This is a genomic window from Muriicola jejuensis (assembly GCF_010671595.1).
Taxonomy (GTDB): Bacteria; Bacteroidota; Bacteroidia; order Flavobacteriales; family Flavobacteriaceae; genus Muriicola; species Muriicola jejuensis.
The window spans coordinates 53,228-77,914 of record NZ_JAABOP010000003.1 but is presented as its reverse complement, the minus strand read 5'-3'; the positions used below and the strand labels follow the sequence as shown (position 1 = coordinate 77,914).

The following is a 24,687-nucleotide window of genomic DNA, read 5'->3' as shown; positions in this document are numbered from 1 at the left end:
TCTATGAGAACAGTGCGAATCTTAGCGGTAGACGATCACGAAATGACCACCCTGGGGTACAAATTCATTTTGGAGGATACGGAATTCGACGGCTTTAAGGTGCAGATGGATACCGCCAAGTCTTATGAGGAATCCGTTAAAAAGATAGAGGAGGCAGCCAAGGGAATACCCTATGATATCCTTTTGCTGGACATCCAGCTCTCCAATCCCACAGAAGGTCCGGCCAAGACAGGGGAAGACCTGGGTATCCGGGCCCGCAAGGTGTCCCCGGGGTCCAAGATCGTCTTTATGTCCTCATTCAGCGATAATTACCGTATCAACAGCATCATGCAGACAGTAGACCCGGAAGGCTACATGGTAAAGACCGAAATAGACCAGAAGTCGCTCCAGGCCATGGTAAATACCGTCCTAACCTCACCTCCGTATTACACACAGAAAGCATTAGTGGCCATCCGGAAAAAAATGGCCCAGGATATTTCCCTGGACGAAAATGACAAGAAGATCCTCTATCATCTCTCCATTGGGACCAAGACCAAGGACATGGTCAAGTATATCTCCCTCTCCCTCCCCGGGATCGAAAACAGGAAACGACAGCTAAAATCCCTGTTTGGGGTGGAAAAACAGAACGATCAGGCCCTGATCACTGCTTCGCGCAACAAGGGATTTATCTGATAAGATCCTACCCCTATCTCCATTTTGTTTAACTTTTTATCTCCTTTATAGGAAAACCCTAGTTTTTCTATGGTTTTTATATAGTCACTTCCCGTTTATTAACGTTAAATTTACATAAGGAACCAAAAGAAGTTGCTATGGCTCACAGTTCCAGAAAAACCAAGGTATTCATCTCCTCCTGTAGAGAAGGAAAAAAGGAGATCCTCGGTGTAGACCAGTTGATCAAAAAACTGGAAAGAGAGTACTTTTCCCGTATACTCATTCGCAATTCCACCGCCTGTTGTGAGGAGAACAACCTGGTCATAGAAATGGAATGTCCCCTCGGCCTGCATGAAATGCTGTTCCATATGCAACAGGGTGCCTGGGGCTCATACAACCCGAGCCTGGTCTGCACCGGCCTGCCCTTGCTGAACATCCACATGCAGGAGATCAGGGAACTGAACGGTACGTTTATCGATGTGGAAGAGCTCTCTATTCAGCTTAAAGACTGCACCATCGTCATCAAGAAAATAGCCCCCGAAAGTGTTGAGAACCAACTGGATGCCATTTTGATGGTCCTTGCAGAACATTACGTGCATATCACCAGGGAGATGACCATGACCCCCATGGAGATCTTCGTCCCTGTTTATGAGGAGGTCAAAACTGAAGATTCCCTTATCCGGCTGGTAGGGCCCAAAAAGGTGGATGACAAAGGGTATTACTTCTACTGGGGGTTGTATTTCGAAGAAGAGGAGGAAGCCATGATCTACGACCTGAAGAACAAGGTCATCATCCCCGGGGATCTAGACCTGCTCGATCAGTAAATTACTGAAGAGGGGCCGTTTCCTCATCATCGCATTTACATTCTCCTTTACCCTTGCAATGATTTCTTCATTTTCCGGGTTACTTAGCACCTCGTCGATAAAGGAAACGATGATGCCCATATCGTCCTCTTTCAGGCCCCTGGTTGTCACCGCTGCCGTACCGAACCGTATACCCGAAGTAATGAAGGGGGATTTATCATCAAAGGGTACCATATTCTTGTTGGCGGTGATATCCGCCTGAACCAGTACTCTTTCGGCATCCTTCCCGGTAATGTTCTTATTGCGAAGATCGATGAGCATCATGTGGTTGTCCGTGCCCCCGGAAATGATCTTGTAATCCCGGGCCACAAAGGCAGCGGCCATGGCCTCTGCGTTCTTTTTTACCTGAATCATATAGTGCAGGAACTCATCAGAAAGCGCTTCCCCAAAGGCGATGGCCTTGGCTGCGATGATATGTTCGAGAGGGCCTCCCTGATTCCCGGGAAAAACTGCCAGATCAATCAGGGCAGACATTTTCCGAAGACTACCATTCTTCAAGGTGATGCCAAAGGGATTGTCAAAATCCTCCCCCATAAGGATGAGTCCGCCTCGCGGCCCCCTCAGGGTTTTATGCGTGGTGGTGGTCACGAAATGGCAATGGGGAATAGGGTCATTGAGTATGCCTTTGGCGATCAGGCCGGCTGGATGGGAAATATCCCCCAGCAATAAAGCCCCAACACTGTCGGCTATCTCCCGGAATCGCTCGAAATCCATGTCCCTCGAATAGGCGGATGCCCCTGCTATGATCATTTTGGGCCTTTCCCTTTCTGCGATTTCCTGTATCTTATCGTAGTTAAGTCGTCCGGTCTCTTCCTCCACACCGTAAAAAGTAGAACGGTATAATTTGCCTGAAAAGTTAACGGGCGACCCGTGTGTGAGGTGACCTCCGTGGGATAGATCGAATCCCAGTATGGTATCTCCGGGCTGTAAACAGGCCTGGAAGACCGCAGCATTGGCCTGGGACCCCGAATGGGGTTGAACATTGGCATATACGGCCCCGAACAGCTCCTTCGCCCGTTCAATGGCCAGGGTCTCCACCTGGTCAACTACCTCGCAACCGCCGTAATACCGTTTTCCGGGATATCCTTCTGCATATTTGTTGGTCAGTACAGATCCTGCAGCCTCCATTACCTGGGGGCTTGTGAAATTCTCTGAGGCGATCAGTTCTATGCCGTGCAACTGTCGTTCTTTTTCGGCCGCAATGAGTTCAAAAACCTGGGTATCCCTTTTCATAAGAACCAATTTCTTTTTATTGAGGCGTAAAAGTACAAATTGAAAGGGGTTAATGTTTAGAAAATAATATATTTGATCAGGATTTTATCAAACAGCAATTAACAATAGCGCGATGCCTTTAAAAGCCAATGACCCTTCCCTTACCTCCTGGTTGCCCGTACCGGAGAACTCTGATTTTCCCATTCAGAACATTCCATTCGGCGTATTTCTCACCCGGGACGACATCATAACCATAGGTACGCGTATAGGGGATCACGCTATTGATCTGGGGGCTTTGCACCAATTGGGCTATTTCAGGGACATCCCACTGACCGATGATATCTTCCTGCAGGACACCCTGAACGACTTTATCTCGGACGGAAAAAAGACCTGGCGCCTGGTTCGTAACCGCATCAGTGAACTCTTCCAAAAGAACAATCAGGAACTCCAGAAAAACCAGGAACACCAGAAGATCGTCCTCTTCACCATGGACGAGATCGAGATGCAATTACCAGTGCAGATCGGGGACTATACGGATTTTTATTCCAGTAAGGAGCACGCCACGAACGTGGGCAAAATGTTCCGGGATCCGGACAATGCCCTGCTTCCCAATTGGCTGCATCTGCCGGTAGGATACCACGGCCGCAGCTCCACGATCATCCCCAGTGGCACACCTGTGCGCAGACCCAATGGGCAGACCCTGCCTAAAGGCGCGGACAAACCGGTTTTCGGACCTTCCAGACTGCTCGATTTTGAACTGGAAATGGCCTTTATCACCACAGATGCCAACGCATTGGGAGAACCCATCAAAATAGATGAAGCCGAGGATTACATCTTTGGCCTGGTGCTCTTTAACGACTGGAGTGCACGCGACCTGCAAAAATGGGAATACGTACCCCTGGGACCTTTCCTGGGGAAAAATTTTGCATCCTCCATTTCTCCCTGGATCGTAACCCTCGACGCCCTGGAGCCTTTCCGGGTGGCCAGTCCGAAACAAGACCCCCATCCCCTGCCCTACCTGGCACAGAAGGGAAAAAAGAGTTTCGACATCCACCTGGAAGTGGATATCAGAACAGAGGATGGATCCCAGACCACCCTCAGCAGGACGAATTTCAAATACATGTACTGGACCATGGCCCAGCAACTCGCTCACCACACCATCAACGGGTGCAAGGTGAACAGCGGGGACATGTTGGGCAGTGGAACCATCTCAGGGCCCACACCCGATTCCTACGGCTCCATGCTGGAACTGTCCTGGCAGGGGACCAAGGAGATCCCCCTGGCAGACGGGACCACCCGTAAATTCCTAAAAGACCACGATACAGTGGTCATGAAAGGATATTGTTCCCGGGACGGTGTGAGGATCGGATTCGGGGAAATTTCCACCAAAATATTGCCTGCCCTGGAATTGTAACCCCCATTGCGCTCCCCCATTAATTTTATGTATTTCGTCGAGACTATACGATAAAACAACCTTTTTCGTTATGATTTCGGAAGATTTTGGCATGGCTCTTGGTTATGCCCCTTAAAACCACAAATCACGACATCATGAAAAAGGCACTACTTATTTTTTCGACCGTCTTTTTATTCCTGGCCTGTGGAGGCGTTAAAAAGACTCAGGAAGCGATCAACACAGGTAACTACCAGCAAGCGATCAACAGCGCCCTGCGGAACCTGGCAGACAACAAGGACAAAAGGGGAAACCAGCCCTATGTCCTGATTCTGGAGGAAGCCTTCGCTAAGAATATGGAACGCGAATTGCAAAATATCGCCTTCCTGGAGAAGGACGGCAATCCGGCAAATCTGGAGGCCATTTACAAGGGGTATTCCCAGCTCCGTCAGATCCAGGAAAGGATCCGACCCCTGTTACCTCTCCAAATCAGGGACGAGAACAGGAATGCGAGGTTTAACTTCAAGAATTTCGATGAGGACATCATAGATTCCAAAGAGCGTTTGTCTGATTACCTCTATGACAATGCCGTCTCCCTTTTCAACAATGCTTCCAGCAAAATGGATTACAGGAAGGCCTATGAGGATTTCAGGTATCTCGACGAGATCAACCCAGGTTTTGCCGATACCAAAGAGCAAATGGAGGTAGCCTACCAGCGTGGACTCGATTATGTTAAGGTAAAGATGGTGAACGATACCCAGATGGTCATTCCAAACAGGTTAGAAGAGGAGTTACTCAACTTTAATACCTACGGACTGGACGACCTATGGACGCAATATCACAATAATCCACTGGAGAATATCAAGTATGATTACGAAATGCAGGTGGCCTTCAGGGAGATTAATATCTCACCGGAACAGGTGAACGAAAAGCAGTTTGTCAAGGAAAAGCAGGTAAAGGACGGGTACAGGTATCTCGAGGACGAGAATGGCAATCTGGTGAAAGACAGCCTTGGCAATGAGATCAAGGTAGACAATTTTAAGACTGTGACCTGCAATTACTACCAGTTCACCCAGCAGAAACTCGCCCAGGTAACCGGACTCGTGAGCTTTATCGATCTGCAGACCAAGCAGCAACTCAACACCTATCCCCTGTCCAGCGAATTCATGTTCCAACACGTATACGCGAATTACAGTGGTGACAGAAGGGCACTGGACAACGACCTCGTTGCCCTGCTAAACCTCGGCGCCGTGCCTTTTCCCAGCAATGAGCAAATGGTCTATGATGCCGGGGAGGACCTCAAGGCCAAGCTCAAACAGATTATCGTAAGACATCGGTTTAATTGACCATAAAACTAACCCGGAGATCACCTCCGGGTTTTTTATACCCAATCTGAAAGATCGGTGTAGGAGATTTGCCCGTGGGAAGTGTGATGTACTACTTTCCCGTTCTTGATGATCAAAAGTTGGGGCGATTCATGACGGATTCCGAACAAGCGCGAGACTTCACTGGAAAGCTGCCTTTGGTGCTGTATGTGGAGCAGGTACATATCGGCCTTCCCCTCCACTGAGGCGTGCTGGGTCTCAAAGGTCCTTCGAACGATCCCGCTGATACCACAGGTCGTGGAATTCTTGAAGATGACCTGGGGCACAGTCGCCGATCGCTTGGTGATCTTCTCCAACTGGTCTTCCTCCTCCAGTGGTATCCAATTGAACTCCTTCCTGCTTCCTTCAGAGGAATCATTTCCGCTTTTGAATAAACTTCTCAAACCCATAGATGATATAAATTCACTGGTAATTGATTAATTCAGCACCTGACTTATTGTCTTGTAAATGAGGTCCTTTGCGGACATTTTGTCCGCTCCGTTACTATGGTAGGATTGTTGTCCTAGCCTTTGCAAAAATAGGCATAGGAATTAAATACAATCAACGATCATGAATATTAACAATTTCACCATAAAATCACAGGAGGTTATCCAGCTCGCACAGCAGATGGCCCAGGAGATGCAACATCCTCAGATTGAAAATGAACATATCTTCAAAGCTCTTTTGGAGACCGATGAGAATGTCCTTCCTTTCATCCTGAAGAAACTGAACGTCAACCTCCCCCTGATCAAACAGATCCTTGACAAGGAACTCCAGGGTACTCCCAAGGTATCCGGAGGGGAGTTGCAATTCTCAAAAGAGGCCGGAAAGACTCTTACCGAAGCCAATATCGTCGCCAAGAACATGAAGGACGATTTTGTCTCTTTGGAACACATCCTGCTGGCCATCTTTAAATCCAAAAGCAAGATCGCCCGCATCCTCAAGGACCAGGGGGTCGTGGAAAAAGAGATGCTGGCCGCAATCAGTGAATTGCGAAAGGGGGCCAAGGTAACATCCCAAAGTGCGGAAGACACCTATAATGCACTTAACAAATACGCGAGAAACCTCAATGAGGAAGCAGACAGTGGTAAGCTGGACCCTGTTATTGGGCGTGATGAGGAGATCAGGCGGGTCCTGCAGATACTGTCCAGGAGGACCAAGAACAACCCTATGCTGGTAGGGGAGCCAGGGACCGGTAAAACAGCCATAGCGGAAGGCCTGGCCCACAGGATCATACAGGGGGATGTCCCTGAGAACCTCAAGGACAAAGTGATCTATTCCCTGGATATGGGAGCCCTGATCGCAGGAGCAAAATACAAAGGGGAATTCGAGGAACGCCTTAAATCGGTTATAAAAGAGGTGACCTCCAGCGAGGGGGATATCGTTCTTTTTATTGACGAGATCCATACGCTTGTGGGTGCAGGGGGTGGACAGGGTGCCATGGACGCCGCCAACATCCTGAAACCCGCTTTGGCCAGAGGGGAACTGAGGGCCATAGGCGCCACAACCCTGGATGAATATCAGAAATATTTCGAGAAAGACAAGGCCCTGGAGCGCCGGTTCCAGAAGGTGATGGTCAACGAACCCGATACCGAAAGTGCCATCTCCATTCTCAGGGGGATCAAGGAGAAGTACGAAGCACATCATAAAGTCCGGATTAAGGACGAGGCCGTGATCGCCGCTGTGGAGCTTTCACAGAGGTATATCACGGATCGTTTCCTTCCCGATAAGGCCATCGACCTGATGGATGAGGCGGCCTCTAAACTCCGTATGGAGATAAACAGCAAACCCGAGGACCTGGATGTACTCGACAGGAAGATCATGCAACTCGAGATCGAGATAGAGGCCATCAAACGGGAGGAGGACCACGCCAAGCTCAAGTCGCTCAATGTAGACCTCGCCAACCTCAAGGAGGAAAGGAATGAGATCTTTGCCAAATGGGAAAGCGAGAAATCGGTCATAGATGCGATCCAGAAAACCAAGGTCGACATAGAGGATTTTAAACTGGAAGCCGAAAGGGCCGAAAGGAACGGGGATTACGGTTTGGTAGCCGAACTGCGTTACGGCAAGATCAAGGAGGCTCAGGAGAAACTCGAAAGACTGCAGCAGGAACTGGCCGAAGCACAGAAAGCAGGCACTTTGATCAAGGAAGAGGTCACCAACGAAGACATAGCCGAAGTGGTTGCCAAATGGACGGGGATCCCCGTGACCAAGATGCTTCAGAGCGAGCGGGAGAAATTGCTGAACCTCGAGAAGGTACTCCACAAGCGCGTGGTCGGACAGGAAGAGGCCATCGAGGCCGTGTCTGATGCGATCAGACGTAGCAGGGCCGGATTGCAGGATGCGAAGAGACCCATAGGTTCCTTCCTCTTCCTGGGTACCACCGGTGTGGGAAAAACGGAATTGGCCAAAACCCTGGCGGATTACCTCTTTGACGATGAGAATGCCATGACGCGTATCGATATGAGCGAGTACCAGGAAAGGCATTCGGTCAGCAGGCTGGTAGGAGCCCCTCCGGGATATGTGGGATACGATGAGGGAGGACAGCTCACGGAAGCCGTTAGAAGGCGGCCTTACTCGGTTGTACTCCTCGATGAGATCGAAAAGGCACATCCCGACACTTTCAACATCCTCCTGCAGGTCCTGGATGAGGGAAGGCTTACTGACAACAAGGGCCGAGTAGCCGATTTTAAGAATACGATCATTATCATGACCAGCAATATGGGCGGGCATATCATACAGGAAACCTTCGAGAACCTCAAGGACATCCACAGTGCCACCGAAGCCGCTAAGATCGAAGTGATGGCCCTGTTAAAGCAGAGTATCCGGCCGGAATTCCTCAATCGCATAGACGACATCATCATGTTCACGCCGCTGAGCAAAAAGAACATCATCGATATTGTAAGGTTGCAACTCGAACTATTGAAAAGGATGGTTGCCAAGCAACACATCACCATTGACGCGACTGAAGAAGCGATCCAATACCTGGCAGAAAAAGGGTATAATCCCCAGTACGGGGCGCGACCCATCAAGAGAACCATTCAGAAAGAGGTCTTGAACAGTCTGTCCAAGGAATTACTCAGCGGAAAGATCACCTCAGACAGTATCATCCTGATCGATTCCTTTGACGACGGACTCGTATTCCGGAACCAGACGGAGCTGGTGGAATAAGAATGGGATACGCCAAAGGATAAGCAACCGGGGACATAAAACCCCCGGTTTCCTTTTTTTAAAAAAAATGTGCTTCACAGGGTATGGTTTTTTATATTCGTACAAAATTGATCCTGAATGACCACCAAAGCCGAACGTACCACTGCCTTCATTATTGAAAAGGTGGCCCCCGTGTTTAACAGGCACGGATATATCGGCACCAGCATGAGCGACCTCACAGAAGTGACCGGGCTTACAAAAGGGGCCATATACGGCAATTTTGAAAACAAGGAATCCCTGGCTCTGGCGGCGTTTGAGTACTTGAGCAACGCCTTGTTAAAGGCCATAGACCAGCGGCTGGAGGGAGACGGCCATACACTTGATATCCTGTACAGGCTCACCGATTTTTACCGGCATTACGATGATTTCACAGCCCCTCTTGGTGGCTGTCCCGTTTTAAATATAGGTGTCGATGCCCAGTTCAACAACCGCCTGCTTCTCGGAGCAGCCCGGGAGACCATGCGTACTATTGAAGGTAAGATCGCCCTGGTCCTGGAAAATGGGGTTAACAAAGGTGAAATCAGGCTTCCGGTCCCTCCCTTGCAGTTTGCAAAACAGATGTACACCATGATACAGGGTGCGGTCGCCATGGCTACGATATCAGGTGACCGTAAATACCTGGTCAATACCATCGCTTATCTGGAGGTGCTCGTCAAAAGGGAAATGAAACTCTGAACCTATTCATTCTTCACCCTGAAGATCCAGATCGCATCCGAATACCTGCCAAAAAACTTAGAGTCCCTCGCCTCGCGGGCTTCCTGCATGCTATCGTATCGCTCAAGATACACATAGTTGAGTTTCCTCTCGGTTCGGTAAAATGATTTGGGATTTAGACCTCTCTGTTTTAGGGATTCCATGAACAGTTTGTAATAGCGTTGAGTGCCAAAAACGTTTGTTATGAGATAGAAACCTGGCCTGATATCCTCCTTAAGTACTGCTTCTTCGAAGCGTTCCCCTTTTTCAGGACTGACAGCTTGATTCATTCTGTCTTTTTCGGCTGCTATGGAATCAATAGCCTCTAAAGAATCTTTTTTGCGCTGGGCTTGCCTGGTTAAGCGTGCGTTTTCCTCTTCTGCCGCCTTCCTTCTGGCCATCGTTAGAGAATCCTGTTGTCTTCGCATCAAAAGTAAAGAATCCTGAACCTGCTTCTCCTTGGCCTCAGCCAGAAGCCTGCGCTCTTTTTTGCTGAGTTTCTTCCTTTTTACGGGTTCTGAAGGTAATGGCTCTCCTTCATCTTCCGGCTCAAATCCGACTATTTTCCTCCTGAGATCTGGTGACCCGAAATGGTAAGAGGTCACTATCTCAAAAGAAGGATCCTTTCCGTCCAGTTCCGCAGAGGTTCCGATCTCGACCAGGGCCCCAAGGGAAAACTTACCAAAAAATGTTCCGCCTAATCCGCCTGAAGCCCCATAAAAATTGTGATATCCTCCCTGTATCCAGAAATTCTGGGTCTTGAACTGGGTGTTGATACCGTATTGGGTCTCCAGTTCCGGCAACGTCTTTACATATACCATGGGCCTGAGGTAAGCATTTTCAAAGATCCCATTCCCCTCTATTGGAAATGTATAGCTGGAGGAGCCGAAAAAGACCTTCTCATCAGAACCATTGTTCTTTCCTCCTTCAGTGAGATTGTATTCCAGGGCATTCTCTGCCGCAAATCCAAGGCTGAAATTGCCATAGGCCAATTGGATCCCTGGGGCAGCCTGCAAAACAAAAGAAGTACCGTTCTCCAAGAAGGGCAGCCCTATATCAGGACTTTGCTGAAAACGGTCATCCGCCAACACCTGACTAAATCCAAATAGATTGAGGCCCAAGGATAATCTGAGATCAGGACCCAGGTCAAAAGCGTAAGCGTAGTTCAGCACCCCTCCGGTCTGAAGGAAGAGCCCCGTGTTCTGTTGCAGAAATCCGACACCAAAGGCAGACTGCCTGTTCAGCCTGTGCGTGTAATTTGCGAATACCGTCGTGGGATCGGCATCTACCTGCTGCCACTGCCACCGAACCCATAGAGAGAGAGACTGGGGCTGGTTGCGGTCAAGGGTGAAAACCGGATTGAAAAGGCTGCTGTTGAATTGGGTGAGGTTGTATTGCCTAAGGTCAGGAGGCAAAGGAACTTCCTGGGAATGCAACCTGAAAATGCTAAACAATATAAGCAGGAATAGGAGGTGTTTTGGCATACAAAGGTTGATACAAGGAAATTTCATACTATTTTTACGAAAGTAAAGTTACATAATAGTAGCGTACTCAACAGACAAATTCGGACCGCTTATGAAACGAAAACTCCTTCCCTTCCTGTTCACTCTTATCCTTTTTAGCAGTTGCAAGGAAGATTCACTACCAGAGAATACCCTGATAGGTCCCGAAGTGACCACCTATTATTTCATCAGGCATGCCGAAAAAGACAGGAGCAATCCCGATAATCCGGATCCTGAACTGAATCAAAGAGGCCTTGGCAGGGCGATGCATTGGGCCGAGATCCTGAAGGACGCCAACATCAATGCCATCTATACCACCGATTATCTCCGCACGACGATGACGGCTGCTCCTACTGAGGTAAAATACGACCTCATACGGCAATATTACGATCCTTCAATGCTCGACATCGCCCAATTCAAAGCCGATACCCGCGGTAAAAATGTGCTGGTGGTGGGTCACAGCAATACCACCCCTGAATTCGTCAATAAAATGATAGGGGAAGAGAAATACCCCCCTATGGACGACAGTGATAATGGAAGCCTGTTTATCGTACAACAAATAGGAGACCTCACTACCGATGTTAGGTTGCATTTCAATTGTAATTGTCCCGACTGACCACTACATCTTCCAACCGGATCTCTGATAAGAGTTCCAGCTTTCTTCTTTCGAAAAGAGAATCGAGCTGCATAAGATCTGCCTCACCCACAGGCCGGTAATTGCGATAGTCCACAAACCGTATTCCATTGACGTAGCGTTCATTGTAGGCCTCCCGAAATCTCAATCCACCTCCATTGACGTGGAATTCATACGCCAGGTACTCCGGTTTAAAGGTCTCTGCGTCGAACCAGTAGATGTAGACATCCTCAAAATCCTCCCCGCCTCCATCCTGGTTGAATGTGACCCGTATCTGGTAATATTGCTTTCCATCGATCGTTTTTTCCCCGATCCATTCCTTATTCACCGAAGGATCGTTCAGTCCGTAGGGAAGTTGGGCAAAGTAGAGGACTGAATTGATGGAATTGCTGTAGACATTGGCCATACTGTCGGAAACGATTACGTTTTGTTCTCCGTGATAACGGCGAAACGACCTTCCGTCCCATATATCCTTGACCCGACCAGAATCGGTTTCCCGCGTCCGAGTCGTAACCCTGCGGCCTCCCTCTCTTTTCTGAGTGTAGATCACGTCCCGGAAGCTGAATTCGATGTCGCTTTGATCGTAAAGTTCTCCCCCTGCATCGGCAATGGCCCGGTCTACTATTTCCTGGGCGTCAATCCCTTTAACAATTTCTCTGCAAGAGACGACTCCTAAGACAAAAGGAAGGAGCAGGAGGATAAATAGGTAATAAACTCGGTGCTTCATATCACAAAGTAACAGGGATTATTCTTAAAAACGAAGGCTAACCTGCAGGAAATGTTGTTATTTTTGTGCCGGAATGCAGAAAAATATAAACATCAGAAACAAGAAGGCGAGTTTCCAGTATGAATTGCTGGAGACCTATATCGCCGGTATCGTCCTGTCCGGCACGGAGATCAAATCCATCAGACTGGGAAAGGCTTCGATCGCCGAAAGTTTCTGCGAATTCAATGATCGCGGAGAGTTGTTTGTCATCAACATGCAGATCGATGTGTATTCCCACGCCTCCCATTTCAACCATCAGCCCAAGGCCGCACGCAAATTATTACTCAACAAGAGGGAACTGAGAAAATTACACAAGGAAGTCAGGACAAGCGGACTCACCATTGTACCCCTCAGTGTATTTATAAATGATAGAGGGCTAGCCAAAATGAAGATCGCTCTGGCTAAAGGAAAGAAGCTCTATGACAAGAGGGAGGCTATAAAAGACAGGGAAAGCAAGGTGCGCTTAGACCGTGTGAAAAAAAGCTTTAACCAGTAGTCGCTTTCCAGCTTTCAGTTCTTGTCTTCCAGCAAGGGCACAAATCTGAAACTTCCAAAAGATTCCCGCTCAAATTCTGTCTCCGATTTCCGCGTGATCCGCATCATTACCTGGTCCTCTTCTCCCACAGGAATCACCATCTTACCCCCAATTTTGAGCTGAGAGAGCAATTTTCTCGGGACCTCCGGGGCGCCAGCCGTGACGATGATGCCGTCAAAAGGCGCGTGCTCGGGAAGACCGTTATACCCATCTCCAAAAACGAACTTTTTGGGCCGGTATCCCATTTTCCGGAAGAAGATATTGGTCTTTTTGTACAGTTCGAGCTGCCGTTCCACGGTATACACTTTGGCTTTGAGATGTAAAAGGACCGCGGTCTGGTATCCGCTGCCCGTCCCTATCTCCAAGATCTTCTGGCCGGGTTCCACTCCGAGGAGTTCGGTCTGATAGGCAACCGTATAAGGCTGGGAAATGGTCTGGTCAGCAGCGATTGGGAAGGGTTTGTCCTGATAGGCGTGGTCCTCAAAACTGCTGTCCATGAACAGGTGCCTGGGGATGGCCCGTAGAGCCTCAAGGACCTTCTTGTCTCTTATCCCTTTGGACTCGACAAGGTCTGCCAGCTTATTCCTCATCCCCCTGTGTTTAAAAGTATCTTTCAAAAAGTATGGCTTTATCGAATTTTAACGGTCGGGGTAAAGTTACCACATTTCCATTTTTATCCTTGGGCCGATTTAGGATTAATCTCCGTATTTTTGACAAAATTTCGAAACATGCTGAACGTAGGCGTATTGGGTGCCGGACATCTCGGAAAGATACATCTCAGGTTGCTGAACGAATCTTCCAAATACAACCTGGTAGGTTTTTATGACGCGGATGCCATCAACGGCAAGAAGGTGGAAGCCGAGTTTGGCTACACCTACTTCGACAATATCAACAAACTGATCGATGCCGTAGATGTCGTGGATATCGTCACTCCTACCCTTTCCCATTTCGATTGCGCCAAAAAGGCCATGGAAAAGAGAAAGCACGTGTTCCTGGAAAAGCCAATCACCAATACCCTGGAAGAGGCCGAAACGCTGATTGCTTTGGAGAAACAGTACAGGGTTAAAGGGCAGGTAGGTCATGTGGAACGATTTAACCCGGCGTTTTCGGCGGTCAAGGGCGTCATCAGAAACCCTATGTTCATAGAGACCCACAGGCTGGCCGAATTTAATCCGAGGGGTACCGATGTCCCTGTGGTACTCGACCTGATGATACACGATATCGATGCCATTCTCAGTGTAGTGCCCTCAGAGGTGAAGGACATCCACGCGAGCGGGGTATCCGTGATCAGTCAATCTCCGGATATCGCCAATGCCAGGATCGAATTTGAGAATGGGTGTGTGGCCAACCTCACAGCGAGCCGCATCTCCCTGAAGAACATGAGGAAATCCAGGTTTTTCCAAAGGGATGCCTACATCTCCGTGGATTTTCTGGAGAAAAAAGTGGAGGTGGTCAGGATGAAGGATGCACCTGAGAATCCCGGCGAGTTCGATATGATCCTGCAGAATGCAGAAGGGATCAGAAAACAGATCTATTTTGAGAACCCGGAGATCAGGAGCAACAATGCCATTCTGGACGAGCTGGAAACCTTTGCCGATGCGATCCGGAACGACACTACCCCGCAAGTTACCCTGGAAGACGGCACTCGGGCATTGAGGGTGGCCTTGCAAGTGATCGCTTCCTTTTGAATCAGATAAACAATATCCACAACTATGATTAAAAATATTACCGTGATCGGGGCAGGTACCATGGGGAATGGGATCGCCCATGTCTTTGCCCAGCACCAATTCGAGGTAACCCTGGTCGACATTTCAGAGCAGGCACTGGAAAAAGGCATGAACACCATACGCAAGAACCTGGACCGGATGTTGCAAAAAGGCTCCATAGATGAAGGAAGTGTACAGGCTACTTTGGGAAAGCTAACTACTTCCACAGATATGAAAGTAGCGGTGGCAAACTCAGATCTGGTGGTGGAGGCTGCTACGGAGAACCTCGAACTGAAGCTCAAGATCTTTAAAGACCTCGACGCCCACTGCCTGGAGGGTACTATTTTGGCCACCAATACCTCCTCTATCTCCATTACGCACATCGGGTCTGTGACCCGAAGGCCCGAAAAGGTGATCGGGATGCACTTCATGAATCCGGTGCCTATCATGAAACTGGTGGAGATCATCAGGGGATACAACACCTCGGATGAAACCGCGTCTTCCATTATGGAATTATCCAAAAAGCTCGGTAAAACTCCTACGGCGGTGAACGATTATCCCGGTTTTGTTTCCAACAGGATTCTGATGCCCATGATCAACGAGGCCATAGAAACCCTTTACAATGGCGTTGCCGGGGTTGAAGAGATAGATACGGTGATGAAACTGGGCATGGCCCACCCCATGGGACCACTGCAGTTGGCCGATTTTATAGGTCTCGATGTCTGCCTTTCCATTCTGCACGTGCTCTATGACGGCTTTAAGAATCCGAAATACGCCCCCTGCCCCCTGCTGACCAACATGGTCATGGCGGGCAAACTGGGAGTGAAATCCGGGGAAGGATTTTATGATTACTCGGAATCGAGAAAAGCCGAAAAGGTGGCTTCCCAATTTAAAAAAGCATAATGGCGGTAGTAAAACCCTTCAGGGCCATACGGCCTGCGCCGGACAAGGTTTCCCATGTGACCTCCAGGTCATATGAGGCGTATTCCAGAGAAGAGTTAAAGGCCATCCTTAAATTCAATCCGTTTTCTTTTCTACATATCATCAATCCGGGATTCAAATTCCACAAAAAGGTATCCGGTGAAGAACGGTTTAAGCTGGTCCATAACCGGTATATGGAATTTTTGGAAGAAAAGGTCTTTATCAAAGACAAAGAAGCGAGCTTTTACCTCTATCAGACCAAAAGGAACGATTTTTCCTGCTGTGGGATCTTCTGTGCCACCAGCGTCGCAGATTACAGGAACAACATCATCAAGAAGCACGAAAATACCATAGAAAGCCGGGAGCGACTCTTCGCCAGCTATCTCGATACCGTAAAATTCAACGCAGAACCGGTCCTGATGACCTACCCGGACCATCCTACCATAGCCGGAATCATCAAGAGTAAGCGCAAAGAAGAACCTGTGTATCACTTTACGACCCCGGACCGGACCACCCATTTTCTCTGGAAGATCTCAGATCAGGAGTCCATTCAATCCATTGAAAAAGCCTTTTCACAGATACAGAGCCTTTACATTGCCGATGGGCATCACCGAAGTGCCTCGTCGGATCTCCTGGCTCAGTGGAGTGAGGATAAAAATCCCAAGCATACGGGCCGGGAGCCTTATAATTATTTTATGAGCTACCTGATCCCGGAAAGCGAGATCCGGATCTTTGAGTTTAACCGCCTGGTCAAGGACCTGAACGGGCATACCAAGGAATCCTTCCTGGTAAAACTCGATGAAACCTTTCGAATTAAGAAAACGGATATGGAATTGTACAAGCCGACCAAGAAACATCATTTCAGCATGTACCTCGACGGTGACTTTTATTCCCTCTATCTGAGAAAGCATATCCTGCCCCTGGATGACCCACTAAGCAAACTCGATACGCACATCCTTTACAAGACCATTCTGGAGCCTATCCTCGGTATTTCCGACCTAAGAAATGACAAGCGCATTCAATACGGATACGGCAAGCACAACGTGCTGAGGATGAAGACTGAGATCGACAAGGGCAATTTTAAGGTGGGGTTCAACCTCGTCCCTATCACCATCGATGAGATCAAGGCAGTGGCCGATGCTCAACTGGTCATGCCTCCTAAAAGCACCTATATAGAACCCAAATTAAAAAGTGGCCTGGCCATTTACGAACTATAGCATTCACCATGTCCATTAAAGAAAACCTGCAAAAAATAAAAGAGGACCTGCCCGAACACGTAGAACTCGTAGCGGTCTCCAAGACGAAGACGACCGAGGAGATCAAACAGGCATACGACGCCGGCCAGCGCATCTTCGGGGAGAATAAGATACAGGAAATGACCGAGAAATGGGCCTCCTTACCCAAGGATATTGCATGGCATATGATCGGTCATGTACAGAGGAACAAGGTAAAGTATATGGCGCCTTATGTTTCGCTTGTACACGGGGTTGACAGCCTGAAACTCCTCAAGGAAATCAACAAACAGGGGCGAAAGAACAAAAGGGTGATCCCCTGCCTTCTTCAGATGCATATCGCCCGGGAGGAAACCAAATTCGGCCTGGATGAAGAGGAACTGCAGGCCCTGATAGGCAGCAGTGAATTCAGGGAGTTAAGGAATGTGCAGATCAAAGGATTGATGGGCATGGCTACCTTTACGGACAAGGAAGAGGTGGTCCGTCAGGAATTCCGCTACCTCAAAAATCTATTTGATACCCTCCGGGAGGTGCTCCCGGGCCTTAGTATCCTCTCTATGGGAATGAGCGGCGACTATCGTATCGCTGTAGAGGAAGGAAGCACCATGGTAAGGATAGGAAGTAGTATCTTTGGGGAAAGACAAAAGTAATCAGGAGAACGACACCCGTTTGATGTATTCGATCTTAGACATAGAGACCACAGGAGGAAAGTACAATGAAGAAGGGATCACCGAAATTGCCATCCATAAATTCGATGGACATCGCGTGGTAGACCAGTTCATCTCCCTGGTGAATCCTGAGCGGGAGATACAACCTTTTGTCGTGAACCTCACAGGGATCAACAGCAAGATGCTGCAATCGGCCCCTAAATTCCACGAAGTAGCCAAACGCATTGTGGAGATCACGGAAGGAACCACGCTGGTTGCCCATAATGCCCAGTTCGATTACCGGATCCTGAGAACAGAATTCAGAAGACTGGGATACAATTACGAGCGCAAGACCCTGTGTACTGTAGATCTGGCCAAACAACTCATCCCTGAAGCCGAGTCACATAGCCTGGGTAAACTGGTGCGCTCCCTTGGGATCCCGGTCAGCGACCGCCACAGGGCAAACGGAGATGCCCTGGCTACCCTGAAACTTTTCAAGGTCTTATTGAGCAAGGATCTGGACAAGACCATTATCCGGGAGGTCACCCGGGGAGAGACTCTGGGAGAACTCAGCCAGAGACAGCTGAGGATCGTGGACCAGATGCCCTCTGCTACCGGGGTGTATTACATGTTTAACAAATACAAGAAGATCATTTACCTCGGCAAAAGTATCGATATCAAGAAAAGAGTGAACGAGCACTTTACGTCCGACAGGGATATCTGCCGGTACCTGCAAAAAGAGGCGCGAAAAGTGACCTATGAGCTCACTGGAAACGAACTGGTCGCCTACCTCAAGGTGAATGAAGAAATCAAGAGAAATCCGCCCAAATATCCAGTGATTAGCGATGATCGGACGCTCTTGTCGAATCCCAACGGGGAGGATCAATCCAGCAGCGATCGGTATAGCCTTGCCGGGAAGGACGTAATGGTCCTGGACAAGGGACGGGAGGTTGGCGAACGCAGCGCCATCCTGATCAGGAACGGCCAGTTGAAAGGGATGGGATTTTACGAACTCAACCATCAGATCGGCAATATGCATATCCTGGAATCCATACTAACGCCTCTGCAGGGCAGTAAGGAGGTACTGCAACAGGTCGAACTCTACCTTACGCATAAAAAAGTGGTAGATATCATTGAAATCAACTCCCCGAACTGATGAGAGCAGAAAGAAAAAGGGACTGGAAATCAAAGTTGCACGAGGTCATCTACGGCACCCATACCCCTGCCGGTAAATTGTTCGATATCGCGCTTTTGGTAGTCATCCTCTACAGTGTGATCATCGTGATGCTGGAGAGCATTCCTCGTATCGATCGCCAATATCACGAATTTCTGAATATCTCTGAGTGGATCGTGACCGTGCTGTTTACCATCGAATACATCTTGCGGATCATCTGCATCAAGACTCCCAAGAAATACATCTTCAGTTTTTTCGGAGTGATCGACTTCCTTTCGACCATCCCCAAGTACCTCTCTGTCATCATCGGAGGTTCCCAGTATATGACCGCCTTCAGAGCACTGAGGCTCCTGCGCGTTTTTCGTATCCTGAAACTGGTCCGGTTCATAGGGGAATCAAACAATCTCCTCAGGGCCCTTAGGGCCAGCAGGACCAAGATCTTCGTCTTTGTCTTTTTCGTGCTCATACTTTCCGTCCTGCTCGGTACCATCATGTATCTGGTTGAAGGGCCGGAGCACGGCTTCAACAGTATTCCTCATAGTGTTTACTGGACCATCGTAACCCTCACGACGGTAGGATATGGTGATATTTCGCCCCAAACCGGACTAGGACAGTTTATAGCCACCATCATCATGATTGTAGGTTACGGAGTGATCGCAGTTCCCACTGGTATCGTAAGTGCTGAATATGTTTCTGAACACAGCAGGAAAAAAGGAAATAAGAAAAAGGAAAGGACCTGTCCCGAGTGCGGAACCATTATTGTGAATAAGGATGCACATTACTGTCGCGTCTGCGGGTTCCGCTTAAAGGACGAATGATGGGAAAGAAGATCCTACTGGTCGTTGCAGGCCCCACAGGGATCGGAAAAACGGACCTGGCCATACGTCTCGCAAACCATTATCAAACGGAGATCCTTTCTGCGGATTCCAGGCAATTTTTCAGGGAGATGCGAATCGGTACAGCCGTGCCTTCAGAAGAACAACTCAGGGCCGCACCTCACCATTTCATTCAGCACAAAAGTATCCACGATCCCTATTCGGTAGGGGATTTTGAGCGCGATGCCCTGGAGAGACTCACAATACTCTTTAAAACACACGATCTCGTCATTTTGGCAGGGGGAAGTGGCCTGTACATAGATGCTGTATTGTATGGCTTTGATGCCTTTCCCAAAATCGACCCTTCCTTCCGGGACCAATTGAATAGGGATTTACAGGAAAAGGGTCTGCCCTTTATGCAAAACGAACTCCGGATGGCTGATCCGGCCTATGCTCAAAAGGTAGACCTGCAAAACCCTCAACGCGTCATCAGGGCTCTGGAAATATACAGGGCTACGGGGAAACCCTATTCGGGTTTTCTGGGCAGGAGAAAGACCGAAAGGCCTTTCCAATCGATTATCCTGGGGCTTGAGGCTCCCAGGGAGGTGATATACAGGCGTGTTGAGGACCGGGTGGATGAGATGATACGAGCCGGACTCCTGGAGGAAGCCAGGGGGCTGATCTCCCATCAACATCTCAACGCCCTTCAGACCGTGGGATACAGGGAGATGTTTGATTACTTTAACGGGACATATGACTTAAAACAAGCGGTACTCGAGATCAAAAAGAACAGTCGGCGATACGCCAAAAGGCAGGGAACCTGGTTCAGGAGGAACCAGGAGGTTATTCCCATACCTTATGATGCGCCACTAAAAGATATCCTGGAACTGATCAATCGTAAATCGAAGTAAAATGGACAGGCAATCGCGTATTTTTTTTATCATGGGTGTATCCGGGAGTGGAAAATCCACGATAGGAAAGAGCCTGGCCGGAGCCTTGTCACTTCCTTTTTTTGACGGGGACGATTTCCACCCGGAGTCCAATATCACCAAGATGTCCGGCGGCATTCCACTGGATGACCAGGACAGGAAACCCTGGCTGGAAACCCTGAACGAGCTTGGGAAAAGGCATTCGAAGACCGGCGCAGTGATCGCCTGTTCGGCCCTAAAGAAGAACTACAGGGATATCCTGGAGGCTGGGATCACCCCCCGGCCCATCTGGGTGTATCTTTCGGGAAGTTTAGAGACCATACAGGAACGCTCGCAGAAAAGAAAAGGACATTTTATGCCCCTGTCCCTGTTGAAATCACAATTTGACACTCTGGAGGCGCCTGAAGGCGCAATAGAGGTCGGTATCACTCAGACCGCCGAAGAGATCCTGGAGGAGATCCTCTCTAATCTGGGAACATAAAAAAGGCACCCTGATGGATGCCTTACTATTCCGGAACCAGAGGGTTCCTATTTATCGTTCTTGACCACCAGCCTGAAGCCTTCACCATGAATGTTCAGGATCTCGACCAGGTCATCCTTCTTGAGGTACTTTCTGAGTTTGGCGATGTACACATCCATACTTCGGGATGTGAAATAGTTGTCATCCCTCCAGATCTTGGTAAGGGCCAGTTCCCTCGGCATCAGATCGTTTTCATGCAGGGCCAGCAGCCTGAGGAGTTCGTTTTCTTTAGGAGACAATTTAATAGGGTCTTCCTCCTTGTACTTAAGGAACCTCAATTTGGAGTTCAGATGGAAATTGCCGATCTTGAATTCAAATTGTTTGCTGTCTGCCAGTGTACTGGATGCTTTTCTTTGAAGTATCGCTTTAATCTTCATCAGAAGTACTTCAGAGTCGAATGGTTTGTTGAGATAGTCATCGGCCCCTGCCTTATAACCTTTGAGCACATCCTCTTTCATGGTTTTCGCGGTCAGGAAAACGATGGGCACGTTTTCATTCTTTTCCCGTATCTCCTTGGCCAGGGTAAAACCGTCCTTATAAGGCATCATCACATCCAGGATACAGATGTCATAATTGTCCTTTTTGAACTTCTCAAAGCCCTCCATCCCGTTCTTGGCGAGGGTGACATCAAAGTCGTTCATAGAGAGGTAATCCTTCAGGACAATACCGAAATTGGGGTCGTCCTCCACCAGTAATATCTTCTTGTTTGCTGTTTCCATATCCGTTTATATTAAAGGCATTTTAATGTAAAAAGTGCTGCCTTTCCCTTTTTCACTTTCTGCATAGACCTCACCTTGGTGGTCTTCCACTATTTTTTTAACATAGGCTAGTCCCAGCCCGTGTCCTTTGACATTGTGTATATCCCCGGTATGTTCCCGGTAAAACTTTTCAAAAACCTTTTTCAGTACCGCCTTGCTCATCCCAGCACCCTGATCCTGAATCTTTATGATCAGGTAATTCTTGGCAACTTCCGTATAGAGGTCGATCTTCGGTGCTTCCGGAGAATACTTGATCGCATTGTCCAGGATGTTGACCAGCACATTTCCAAAATGCATGTCATTCGCCAGGATCTCAGACCTTTCCGCATCCAGGTGGGTATGGATATAACCCCCTCTGTCTAGTACGATCAGCTCAACATGGGAGATCGCTTTCCGGATCAGTTCATGGGCATCTACCCGATCCTTGGAAATATCGAGCTGGTTGCGTTCCAGCTTAGAGATGCGCAAAACGTTTTCCACTTGTGCATGCATCCTCTTGTTCTCATCCCGTATCATCTGCAGATATCGCAGTACCTTTTCCTGGTCGCCTATGATCTTCGGGTTCCTGATAGCTTCTACAGCCAGGTTGATGGTAGCGATCGGCGTCTTGAATTCATGCGTCATATTGTTGATGAAATCCGACTTGATCTCCGAGATCTGTTTCTGCCGTATCAGCTGGTAGATCGCACTGGCATAGGCGATGACGATCACCAGGGTGAACAGGAGAGAAAGGAATGCCATTCCGAGTACCGATTGCAACAGGAACTTCTTCTTTTTTGGAAAAGTGAGCAGAAGGGCAAAATTACTGCTCCCCTCACTGTTCTTGAAGATAGGCGCTTTGTACACCGTAGATTCCCCGAATCTGAACCTCCTTGATTTGATCTTGGTAGGAAGGCCGCGGCTGTAAATCCCGTACTCAAAGTCCGTGTCGATAGCCATATTCATCAATTCCTGGTCTAAAAGGAGTTCGATCTCCTGCTTGGATACTCTTTTGTGTATAGGGGTACCTTCAGCCAATTCCCGGTAAACATCATCAAAAACGGCCTTGTCCACGCTGGATAGCCCCCCGATCTTTTCAAGCTTCTGAATGGGGTTTAGCCGGTACGACTTCCCGTCCAGACCGTATTCTTCCTTATAGATGGTTTTGGTACGCTTGCTCGTGATGTTCTTGACTTGGGAACTGTCACCTGTAATGCTGTCAAAGAACGTGGATGCGATATTGTAATCCTCTTCAAGAATGCCGTGGGAATAAAAAAGGATTTCGTTAGAGTTGACGTCCCGGTCAATAAAGAAAATATTGCTGAGGTGTGAACTCCTGATCTCCCCCAAACTGTCCTTCAGGCTGAGGAATCGGTTCGAGTAATCCCTCATCTCACGTTCCTCTATCTTGTCCGTGACCCGATTGAGGACTTCTGCTATCGCATTTGAAAACTGCTCTTCTTTGTCATCAACAGAGCGTTTGATCCAATATAACTGCACGGAGATGATTCCCACCAGGGACAAGCTCATCAGGATGACAAGAAAAACAAATAATCGCTTATTCATTTTGAAGTAAAATTAAAAATTTAACATTTAGGGGATTGGCTGTTTAACCTAACCTTAACAAAAATGTTAAAATTTTGGAGTTGATTCTGAATGGGTCAACAATCCGTGAATTCTAAGCACTTGATTGCGAGTCTTCTGCAGGTCGGTGTTTTCTATCACAAAATCAGCAAGGGCCTTCTTTCTCTTTTCAGGCCATTGGTGTTTCATCCGTTCAACAATAGCAGTTTCGGAATGACCGTCCCTGTCTATGATCCGTCTGATACGGACCTTTTTAGGGGCCGTAACCAGGATCATATGGTCGAAGTCCGCCCCACTGCCATTCTCAAATAGGATGGCCGCCTCCTGCAACACATAAGGAGTGTCCTGTCGCGCGGCCCATGCCTTGAAATCGCTCCTGACAGCCGGATGTACTATGCTGTTTAAGCTTTTCAGCAGCTTTTTGTCTCCGAATACTTTTCCGGCCACAAAGGGCCTGTCGAGCTCCCCTTCCCGGTAGGCCTCCTTCCCGAGCAGGCCGATGATCTGTTCTTTCAAGGCCACGTCCTGATTCATCAGGCGCCTGGCCTCGGCATCCGAATTGTAAACGGGCACACCCAGGTCCTGGAACATCCTGGCCACCGTGGTCTTTCCACTGCCTATCCCCCCGGTGAGTCCCACTTTTTTCATTCCCTCTTCAAGATATATTCCACCTGCCTTTGCAACAGCTGAATACTGGGTACATTCTCCGGTTGCTGTACCAATCGCACCGGCAGGAATGGAGAAGCGTCCTGTGCCTCCCCCAGATCGGCTTCTGCTCTGAACTCAGAGGAGGTAATCGACTTCAGGGTTTCCAACCTGGCTTTGCAAAGCACCTCTACGGTGTTCGGGAAAGTCCTTATCTGTGTTCCTTCGGGAAGGTTGATGACCTCCACGGGGATTTCGAGGATCTTTTCGGAAAAACGAAAGACCTCTGCTTTTACCACCACCTCGGCAGCATTGTATCTCGTTTGTGTAAGAGAAGCGGGTCTGATCAGCCTGAGGGTTCTGGAAAAGCTTTCGCTCACCTCATTTAGTTCAACGGCTTCTGTCCTTACCGCCATCAATGTGTCCAGCTCCTTTTCCGGGCCAGTGATAAGCACGGAATCAGGCATGATCTCGAGGTCTCGCTCCAGCAGGTAATCCTGAGCGAGATTCAGCTCTATTTCTGGAATGACCGGAACCTTTTTGCTGACCAGACGGGAAAACTCAAAAAAGAGGGTATCCGTATTCCACCTGACAACGGACATAGCATCCGGCAAGGCTGAGGATAACTGTTCCCTGTAATTCTGCTCTCCCAGGAAAAATCGGCCCCGGTTATAGGTCACCTTGCTGAGATTGATGTTCAGGGTCCCCGAGGAAAAACGGGAACCGAGGAATTGCCACCCACTGCCTCGAACTGCCAGGCTTACATCGTCTTGGGAGGCGCCCATGAGCAGGAGGGTGTCAGGAACGCGCACGTAATTCAGTTTGAAAGTAACCTGATCCGTGTAGGTCTCGGAAAGCTGGCTGATCAGCCAGGCCATGAAAGAACATGTCAACAGAATGGCAAAGACCTTTATTTTGCGCTTTGTACTTCCTTTCAACACTTTCTTTGCGGTCATG

The 24,687-nt window shown here is 48.6% G+C and carries 25 protein-coding genes; 16 read left to right on the top strand and 9 right to left on the bottom strand.

Features of this window, described 5'->3' with window-relative positions; genetic code table 11:
• The first annotated feature begins 3 nt into the window (after window positions 1-3).
• Entirely contained in the window at window positions 4-672 is a 669-nt protein-coding gene (locus GWK09_RS11240; RefSeq protein ID WP_163693520.1) for a response regulator, read from the top strand.
• Between the two features lie 137 nt (window positions 673-809).
• Window positions 810-1,475: a hypothetical protein gene (locus GWK09_RS11235; RefSeq protein ID WP_163693519.1), complete on the top strand. Its 666-nt coding sequence runs from the start codon at window positions 810-812 to the stop codon at window positions 1,473-1,475.
• On the opposite strand, the gene GWK09_RS11230 is transcribed toward GWK09_RS11235, so the two are convergent.
• Window positions 1,455-2,747, bottom strand: coding sequence for a serine hydroxymethyltransferase (locus tag GWK09_RS11230; protein WP_163693518.1), 1,293 nt, complete (start codon window positions 2,745-2,747; stop codon window positions 1,455-1,457). The two genes, GWK09_RS11235 and GWK09_RS11230, sit on opposite strands and share 21 nt — an antisense overlap.
• Window positions 2,748-2,859: 112 nt before the next feature.
• Between GWK09_RS11230 and fahA the strand changes: the two genes are divergently transcribed.
• The gene (fahA, locus tag GWK09_RS11225) at window positions 2,860-4,140 is read left to right on the top strand and encodes a fumarylacetoacetase (RefSeq protein ID WP_163693517.1); all 1,281 of its coding nucleotides are present in this window, start codon (window positions 2,860-2,862) and stop codon (window positions 4,138-4,140) included.
• Between the two features lie 134 nt (window positions 4,141-4,274).
• Window positions 4,275-5,462, top strand: coding sequence for a hypothetical protein (locus GWK09_RS11220; protein ID WP_163693516.1), 1,188 nt, complete (start codon window positions 4,275-4,277; stop codon window positions 5,460-5,462).
• 35 nt (window positions 5,463-5,497) lie between these two features.
• On the opposite strand, the gene ytxJ is transcribed toward GWK09_RS11220, so the two are convergent.
• Complete coding sequence (gene ytxJ / locus GWK09_RS11215) at window positions 5,498-5,890, bottom strand: bacillithiol system redox-active protein YtxJ (protein ID WP_204260437.1); 393 nt, start codon at window positions 5,888-5,890, stop codon at window positions 5,498-5,500.
• A gap of 160 nt (window positions 5,891-6,050) precedes the next feature.
• Between ytxJ and clpB the strand changes: the two genes are divergently transcribed.
• Window positions 6,051-8,651, top strand: a complete 2,601-nt coding sequence (clpB, locus tag GWK09_RS11210) for an ATP-dependent chaperone ClpB (RefSeq protein WP_163693514.1) — start codon at window positions 6,051-6,053, stop codon at window positions 8,649-8,651.
• 117 nt (window positions 8,652-8,768) lie between these two features.
• Complete coding sequence (locus tag GWK09_RS11205) at window positions 8,769-9,365, top strand: TetR/AcrR family transcriptional regulator (RefSeq protein WP_163693513.1); 597 nt, start codon at window positions 8,769-8,771, stop codon at window positions 9,363-9,365.
• 2 nt (window positions 9,366-9,367) lie between these two features.
• Here GWK09_RS11205 and GWK09_RS11200 read toward each other — a convergent pair whose 3' ends face one another.
• Entirely contained in the window at window positions 9,368-10,867 is a 1,500-nt protein-coding gene (locus GWK09_RS11200) for a PorP/SprF family type IX secretion system membrane protein (protein ID WP_163693512.1), read from the bottom strand.
• 91 nt (window positions 10,868-10,958) lie between these two features.
• Here GWK09_RS11200 and GWK09_RS11195 point away from each other — a divergent pair, with 91 nt between their 5' ends.
• Complete coding sequence (locus GWK09_RS11195; RefSeq protein WP_163693511.1) at window positions 10,959-11,501, top strand: SixA phosphatase family protein; 543 nt, start codon at window positions 10,959-10,961, stop codon at window positions 11,499-11,501.
• Here the strand turns inward: GWK09_RS11195 and GWK09_RS11190 are convergent.
• Window positions 11,479-12,246 carry a DUF6503 family protein gene (locus tag GWK09_RS11190; RefSeq protein WP_163693510.1) on the bottom strand — a complete coding sequence of 256 codons (768 nt, stop codon included), beginning with the start codon at window positions 12,244-12,246 and terminating at the stop codon, window positions 11,479-11,481. The genes GWK09_RS11195 and GWK09_RS11190 overlap by 23 nt on opposite strands.
• Before the next feature lie 73 nt (window positions 12,247-12,319).
• Between GWK09_RS11190 and smpB the strand changes: the two genes are divergently transcribed.
• Entirely contained in the window at window positions 12,320-12,781 is a 462-nt protein-coding gene (gene smpB / locus GWK09_RS11185) for an SsrA-binding protein SmpB (protein WP_163693509.1), read from the top strand.
• A gap of 14 nt (window positions 12,782-12,795) precedes the next feature.
• Here smpB and GWK09_RS11180 read toward each other — a convergent pair whose 3' ends face one another.
• Window positions 12,796-13,437, bottom strand: coding sequence for a protein-L-isoaspartate(D-aspartate) O-methyltransferase (locus tag GWK09_RS11180; RefSeq protein WP_163693508.1), 642 nt, complete (start codon window positions 13,435-13,437; stop codon window positions 12,796-12,798).
• 111 nt (window positions 13,438-13,548) lie between these two features.
• Between GWK09_RS11180 and GWK09_RS11175 the strand changes: the two genes are divergently transcribed.
• From GWK09_RS11175 to GWK09_RS11140, 8 genes are read left to right on the top strand one after another with little or no spacing between them, the layout of a single operon-like run.
• Complete coding sequence (locus GWK09_RS11175) at window positions 13,549-14,508, top strand: Gfo/Idh/MocA family protein (protein WP_163693507.1); 960 nt, start codon at window positions 13,549-13,551, stop codon at window positions 14,506-14,508.
• 27 nt (window positions 14,509-14,535) lie between these two features.
• Window positions 14,536-15,429: a 3-hydroxyacyl-CoA dehydrogenase family protein gene (locus GWK09_RS11170; protein ID WP_163693669.1), complete on the top strand. Its 894-nt coding sequence runs from the start codon at window positions 14,536-14,538 to the stop codon at window positions 15,427-15,429.
• Window positions 15,429-16,664, top strand: coding sequence for a DUF1015 domain-containing protein (locus tag GWK09_RS11165; RefSeq protein ID WP_163693506.1), 1,236 nt, complete (start codon window positions 15,429-15,431; stop codon window positions 16,662-16,664). Before GWK09_RS11170 ends, GWK09_RS11165 begins: the two co-directional genes overlap by 1 nt.
• Before the next feature lie 8 nt (window positions 16,665-16,672).
• The gene (locus GWK09_RS11160; RefSeq protein WP_163693505.1) at window positions 16,673-17,329 is read left to right on the top strand and encodes a YggS family pyridoxal phosphate-dependent enzyme; all 657 of its coding nucleotides are present in this window, start codon (window positions 16,673-16,675) and stop codon (window positions 17,327-17,329) included.
• Window positions 17,330-17,351: 22 nt separating this feature from the next.
• Window positions 17,352-18,482 carry an exonuclease domain-containing protein gene (locus GWK09_RS11155; RefSeq protein WP_163693504.1) on the top strand — a complete coding sequence of 377 codons (1,131 nt, stop codon included), beginning with the start codon at window positions 17,352-17,354 and terminating at the stop codon, window positions 18,480-18,482.
• Window positions 18,482-19,318: an ion transporter gene (locus GWK09_RS11150; RefSeq protein WP_163693503.1), complete on the top strand. Its 837-nt coding sequence runs from the start codon at window positions 18,482-18,484 to the stop codon at window positions 19,316-19,318. Before GWK09_RS11155 ends, GWK09_RS11150 begins: the two co-directional genes overlap by 1 nt.
• The gene (gene miaA / locus GWK09_RS11145) at window positions 19,318-20,226 is read left to right on the top strand and encodes a tRNA (adenosine(37)-N6)-dimethylallyltransferase MiaA (RefSeq protein WP_163693502.1); all 909 of its coding nucleotides are present in this window, start codon (window positions 19,318-19,320) and stop codon (window positions 20,224-20,226) included. Before GWK09_RS11150 ends, miaA begins: the two co-directional genes overlap by 1 nt.
• Before the next feature lies 1 nt (window position 20,227).
• Window positions 20,228-20,725, top strand: coding sequence for a gluconokinase (locus tag GWK09_RS11140; protein ID WP_163693501.1), 498 nt, complete (start codon window positions 20,228-20,230; stop codon window positions 20,723-20,725).
• 47 nt (window positions 20,726-20,772) lie between these two features.
• Here GWK09_RS11140 and GWK09_RS11135 read toward each other — a convergent pair whose 3' ends face one another.
• The 4 genes from GWK09_RS11135 to GWK09_RS11120 form a co-directional block, all read right to left on the bottom strand.
• Complete coding sequence (locus GWK09_RS11135; protein ID WP_163693500.1) at window positions 20,773-21,483, bottom strand: response regulator transcription factor; 711 nt, start codon at window positions 21,481-21,483, stop codon at window positions 20,773-20,775.
• A gap of 6 nt (window positions 21,484-21,489) precedes the next feature.
• Window positions 21,490-23,067, bottom strand: coding sequence for a sensor histidine kinase (locus GWK09_RS11130; protein WP_204260435.1), 1,578 nt, complete (start codon window positions 23,065-23,067; stop codon window positions 21,490-21,492).
• A gap of 66 nt (window positions 23,068-23,133) precedes the next feature.
• Window positions 23,134-23,733, bottom strand: a complete 600-nt coding sequence (gene coaE, locus GWK09_RS11125) for a dephospho-CoA kinase (protein ID WP_163693499.1) — start codon at window positions 23,731-23,733, stop codon at window positions 23,134-23,136.
• Window positions 23,730-24,686 (bottom strand): CdaR family protein, encoded by a 957-nt coding sequence (locus GWK09_RS11120; protein ID WP_163693498.1) that lies wholly within the window; start codon window positions 24,684-24,686, stop codon window positions 23,730-23,732. Before GWK09_RS11120 ends, coaE begins: the two co-directional genes overlap by 4 nt.
• Window position 24,687 lies beyond the last annotated feature (1 nt).

Excerpts from the sequence above, each read along its gene's own strand:
- GWK09_RS11240 (WP_163693520.1), top strand. The coding sequence starts at position 4 with ATGAGAACAGTGCGAATCTTAGCGGTAGACGATCACGAAATGACCACC.
- GWK09_RS11235 (WP_163693519.1), top strand. The coding sequence starts at position 810 with ATGGCTCACAGTTCCAGAAAAACCAAGGTATTCATCTCCTCCTGTAGA.
- GWK09_RS11230 (WP_163693518.1), bottom strand. The coding sequence starts at position 2,747 with ATGAAAAGGGATACCCAGGTTTTTGAACTCATTGCGGCCGAAAAAGAA.
- fahA (WP_163693517.1), top strand. The coding sequence starts at position 2,860 with ATGCCTTTAAAAGCCAATGACCCTTCCCTTACCTCCTGGTTGCCCGTA.
- GWK09_RS11220 (WP_163693516.1), top strand. The coding sequence starts at position 4,275 with ATGAAAAAGGCACTACTTATTTTTTCGACCGTCTTTTTATTCCTGGCC.
- ytxJ (WP_204260437.1), bottom strand. The coding sequence starts at position 5,890 with ATGGGTTTGAGAAGTTTATTCAAAAGCGGAAATGATTCCTCTGAAGGA.
- clpB (WP_163693514.1), top strand. The coding sequence starts at position 6,051 with ATGAATATTAACAATTTCACCATAAAATCACAGGAGGTTATCCAGCTC.
- GWK09_RS11205 (WP_163693513.1), top strand. The coding sequence starts at position 8,769 with ATGACCACCAAAGCCGAACGTACCACTGCCTTCATTATTGAAAAGGTG.
- GWK09_RS11200 (WP_163693512.1), bottom strand. The coding sequence starts at position 10,867 with ATGCCAAAACACCTCCTATTCCTGCTTATATTGTTTAGCATTTTCAGG.
- GWK09_RS11195 (WP_163693511.1), top strand. The coding sequence starts at position 10,959 with ATGAAACGAAAACTCCTTCCCTTCCTGTTCACTCTTATCCTTTTTAGC.
- GWK09_RS11190 (WP_163693510.1), bottom strand. The coding sequence starts at position 12,246 with ATGAAGCACCGAGTTTATTACCTATTTATCCTCCTGCTCCTTCCTTTT.
- smpB (WP_163693509.1), top strand. The coding sequence starts at position 12,320 with ATGCAGAAAAATATAAACATCAGAAACAAGAAGGCGAGTTTCCAGTAT.
- GWK09_RS11175 (WP_163693507.1), top strand. The coding sequence starts at position 13,549 with ATGCTGAACGTAGGCGTATTGGGTGCCGGACATCTCGGAAAGATACAT.
- GWK09_RS11165 (WP_163693506.1), top strand. The coding sequence starts at position 15,429 with ATGGCGGTAGTAAAACCCTTCAGGGCCATACGGCCTGCGCCGGACAAG.
- GWK09_RS11160 (WP_163693505.1), top strand. The coding sequence starts at position 16,673 with ATGTCCATTAAAGAAAACCTGCAAAAAATAAAAGAGGACCTGCCCGAA.
- GWK09_RS11155 (WP_163693504.1), top strand. The coding sequence starts at position 17,352 with ATGTATTCGATCTTAGACATAGAGACCACAGGAGGAAAGTACAATGAA.
- GWK09_RS11150 (WP_163693503.1), top strand. The coding sequence starts at position 18,482 with ATGAGAGCAGAAAGAAAAAGGGACTGGAAATCAAAGTTGCACGAGGTC.
- miaA (WP_163693502.1), top strand. The coding sequence starts at position 19,318 with ATGGGAAAGAAGATCCTACTGGTCGTTGCAGGCCCCACAGGGATCGGA.
- GWK09_RS11140 (WP_163693501.1), top strand. The coding sequence starts at position 20,228 with ATGGACAGGCAATCGCGTATTTTTTTTATCATGGGTGTATCCGGGAGT.
- GWK09_RS11135 (WP_163693500.1), bottom strand. The coding sequence starts at position 21,483 with ATGGAAACAGCAAACAAGAAGATATTACTGGTGGAGGACGACCCCAAT.
- GWK09_RS11130 (WP_204260435.1), bottom strand. The coding sequence starts at position 23,067 with ATGAATAAGCGATTATTTGTTTTTCTTGTCATCCTGATGAGCTTGTCC.
- coaE (WP_163693499.1), bottom strand. The coding sequence starts at position 23,733 with ATGAAAAAAGTGGGACTCACCGGGGGGATAGGCAGTGGAAAGACCACG.
- GWK09_RS11120 (WP_163693498.1), bottom strand. The coding sequence starts at position 24,686 with ATGACCGCAAAGAAAGTGTTGAAAGGAAGTACAAAGCGCAAAATAAAG.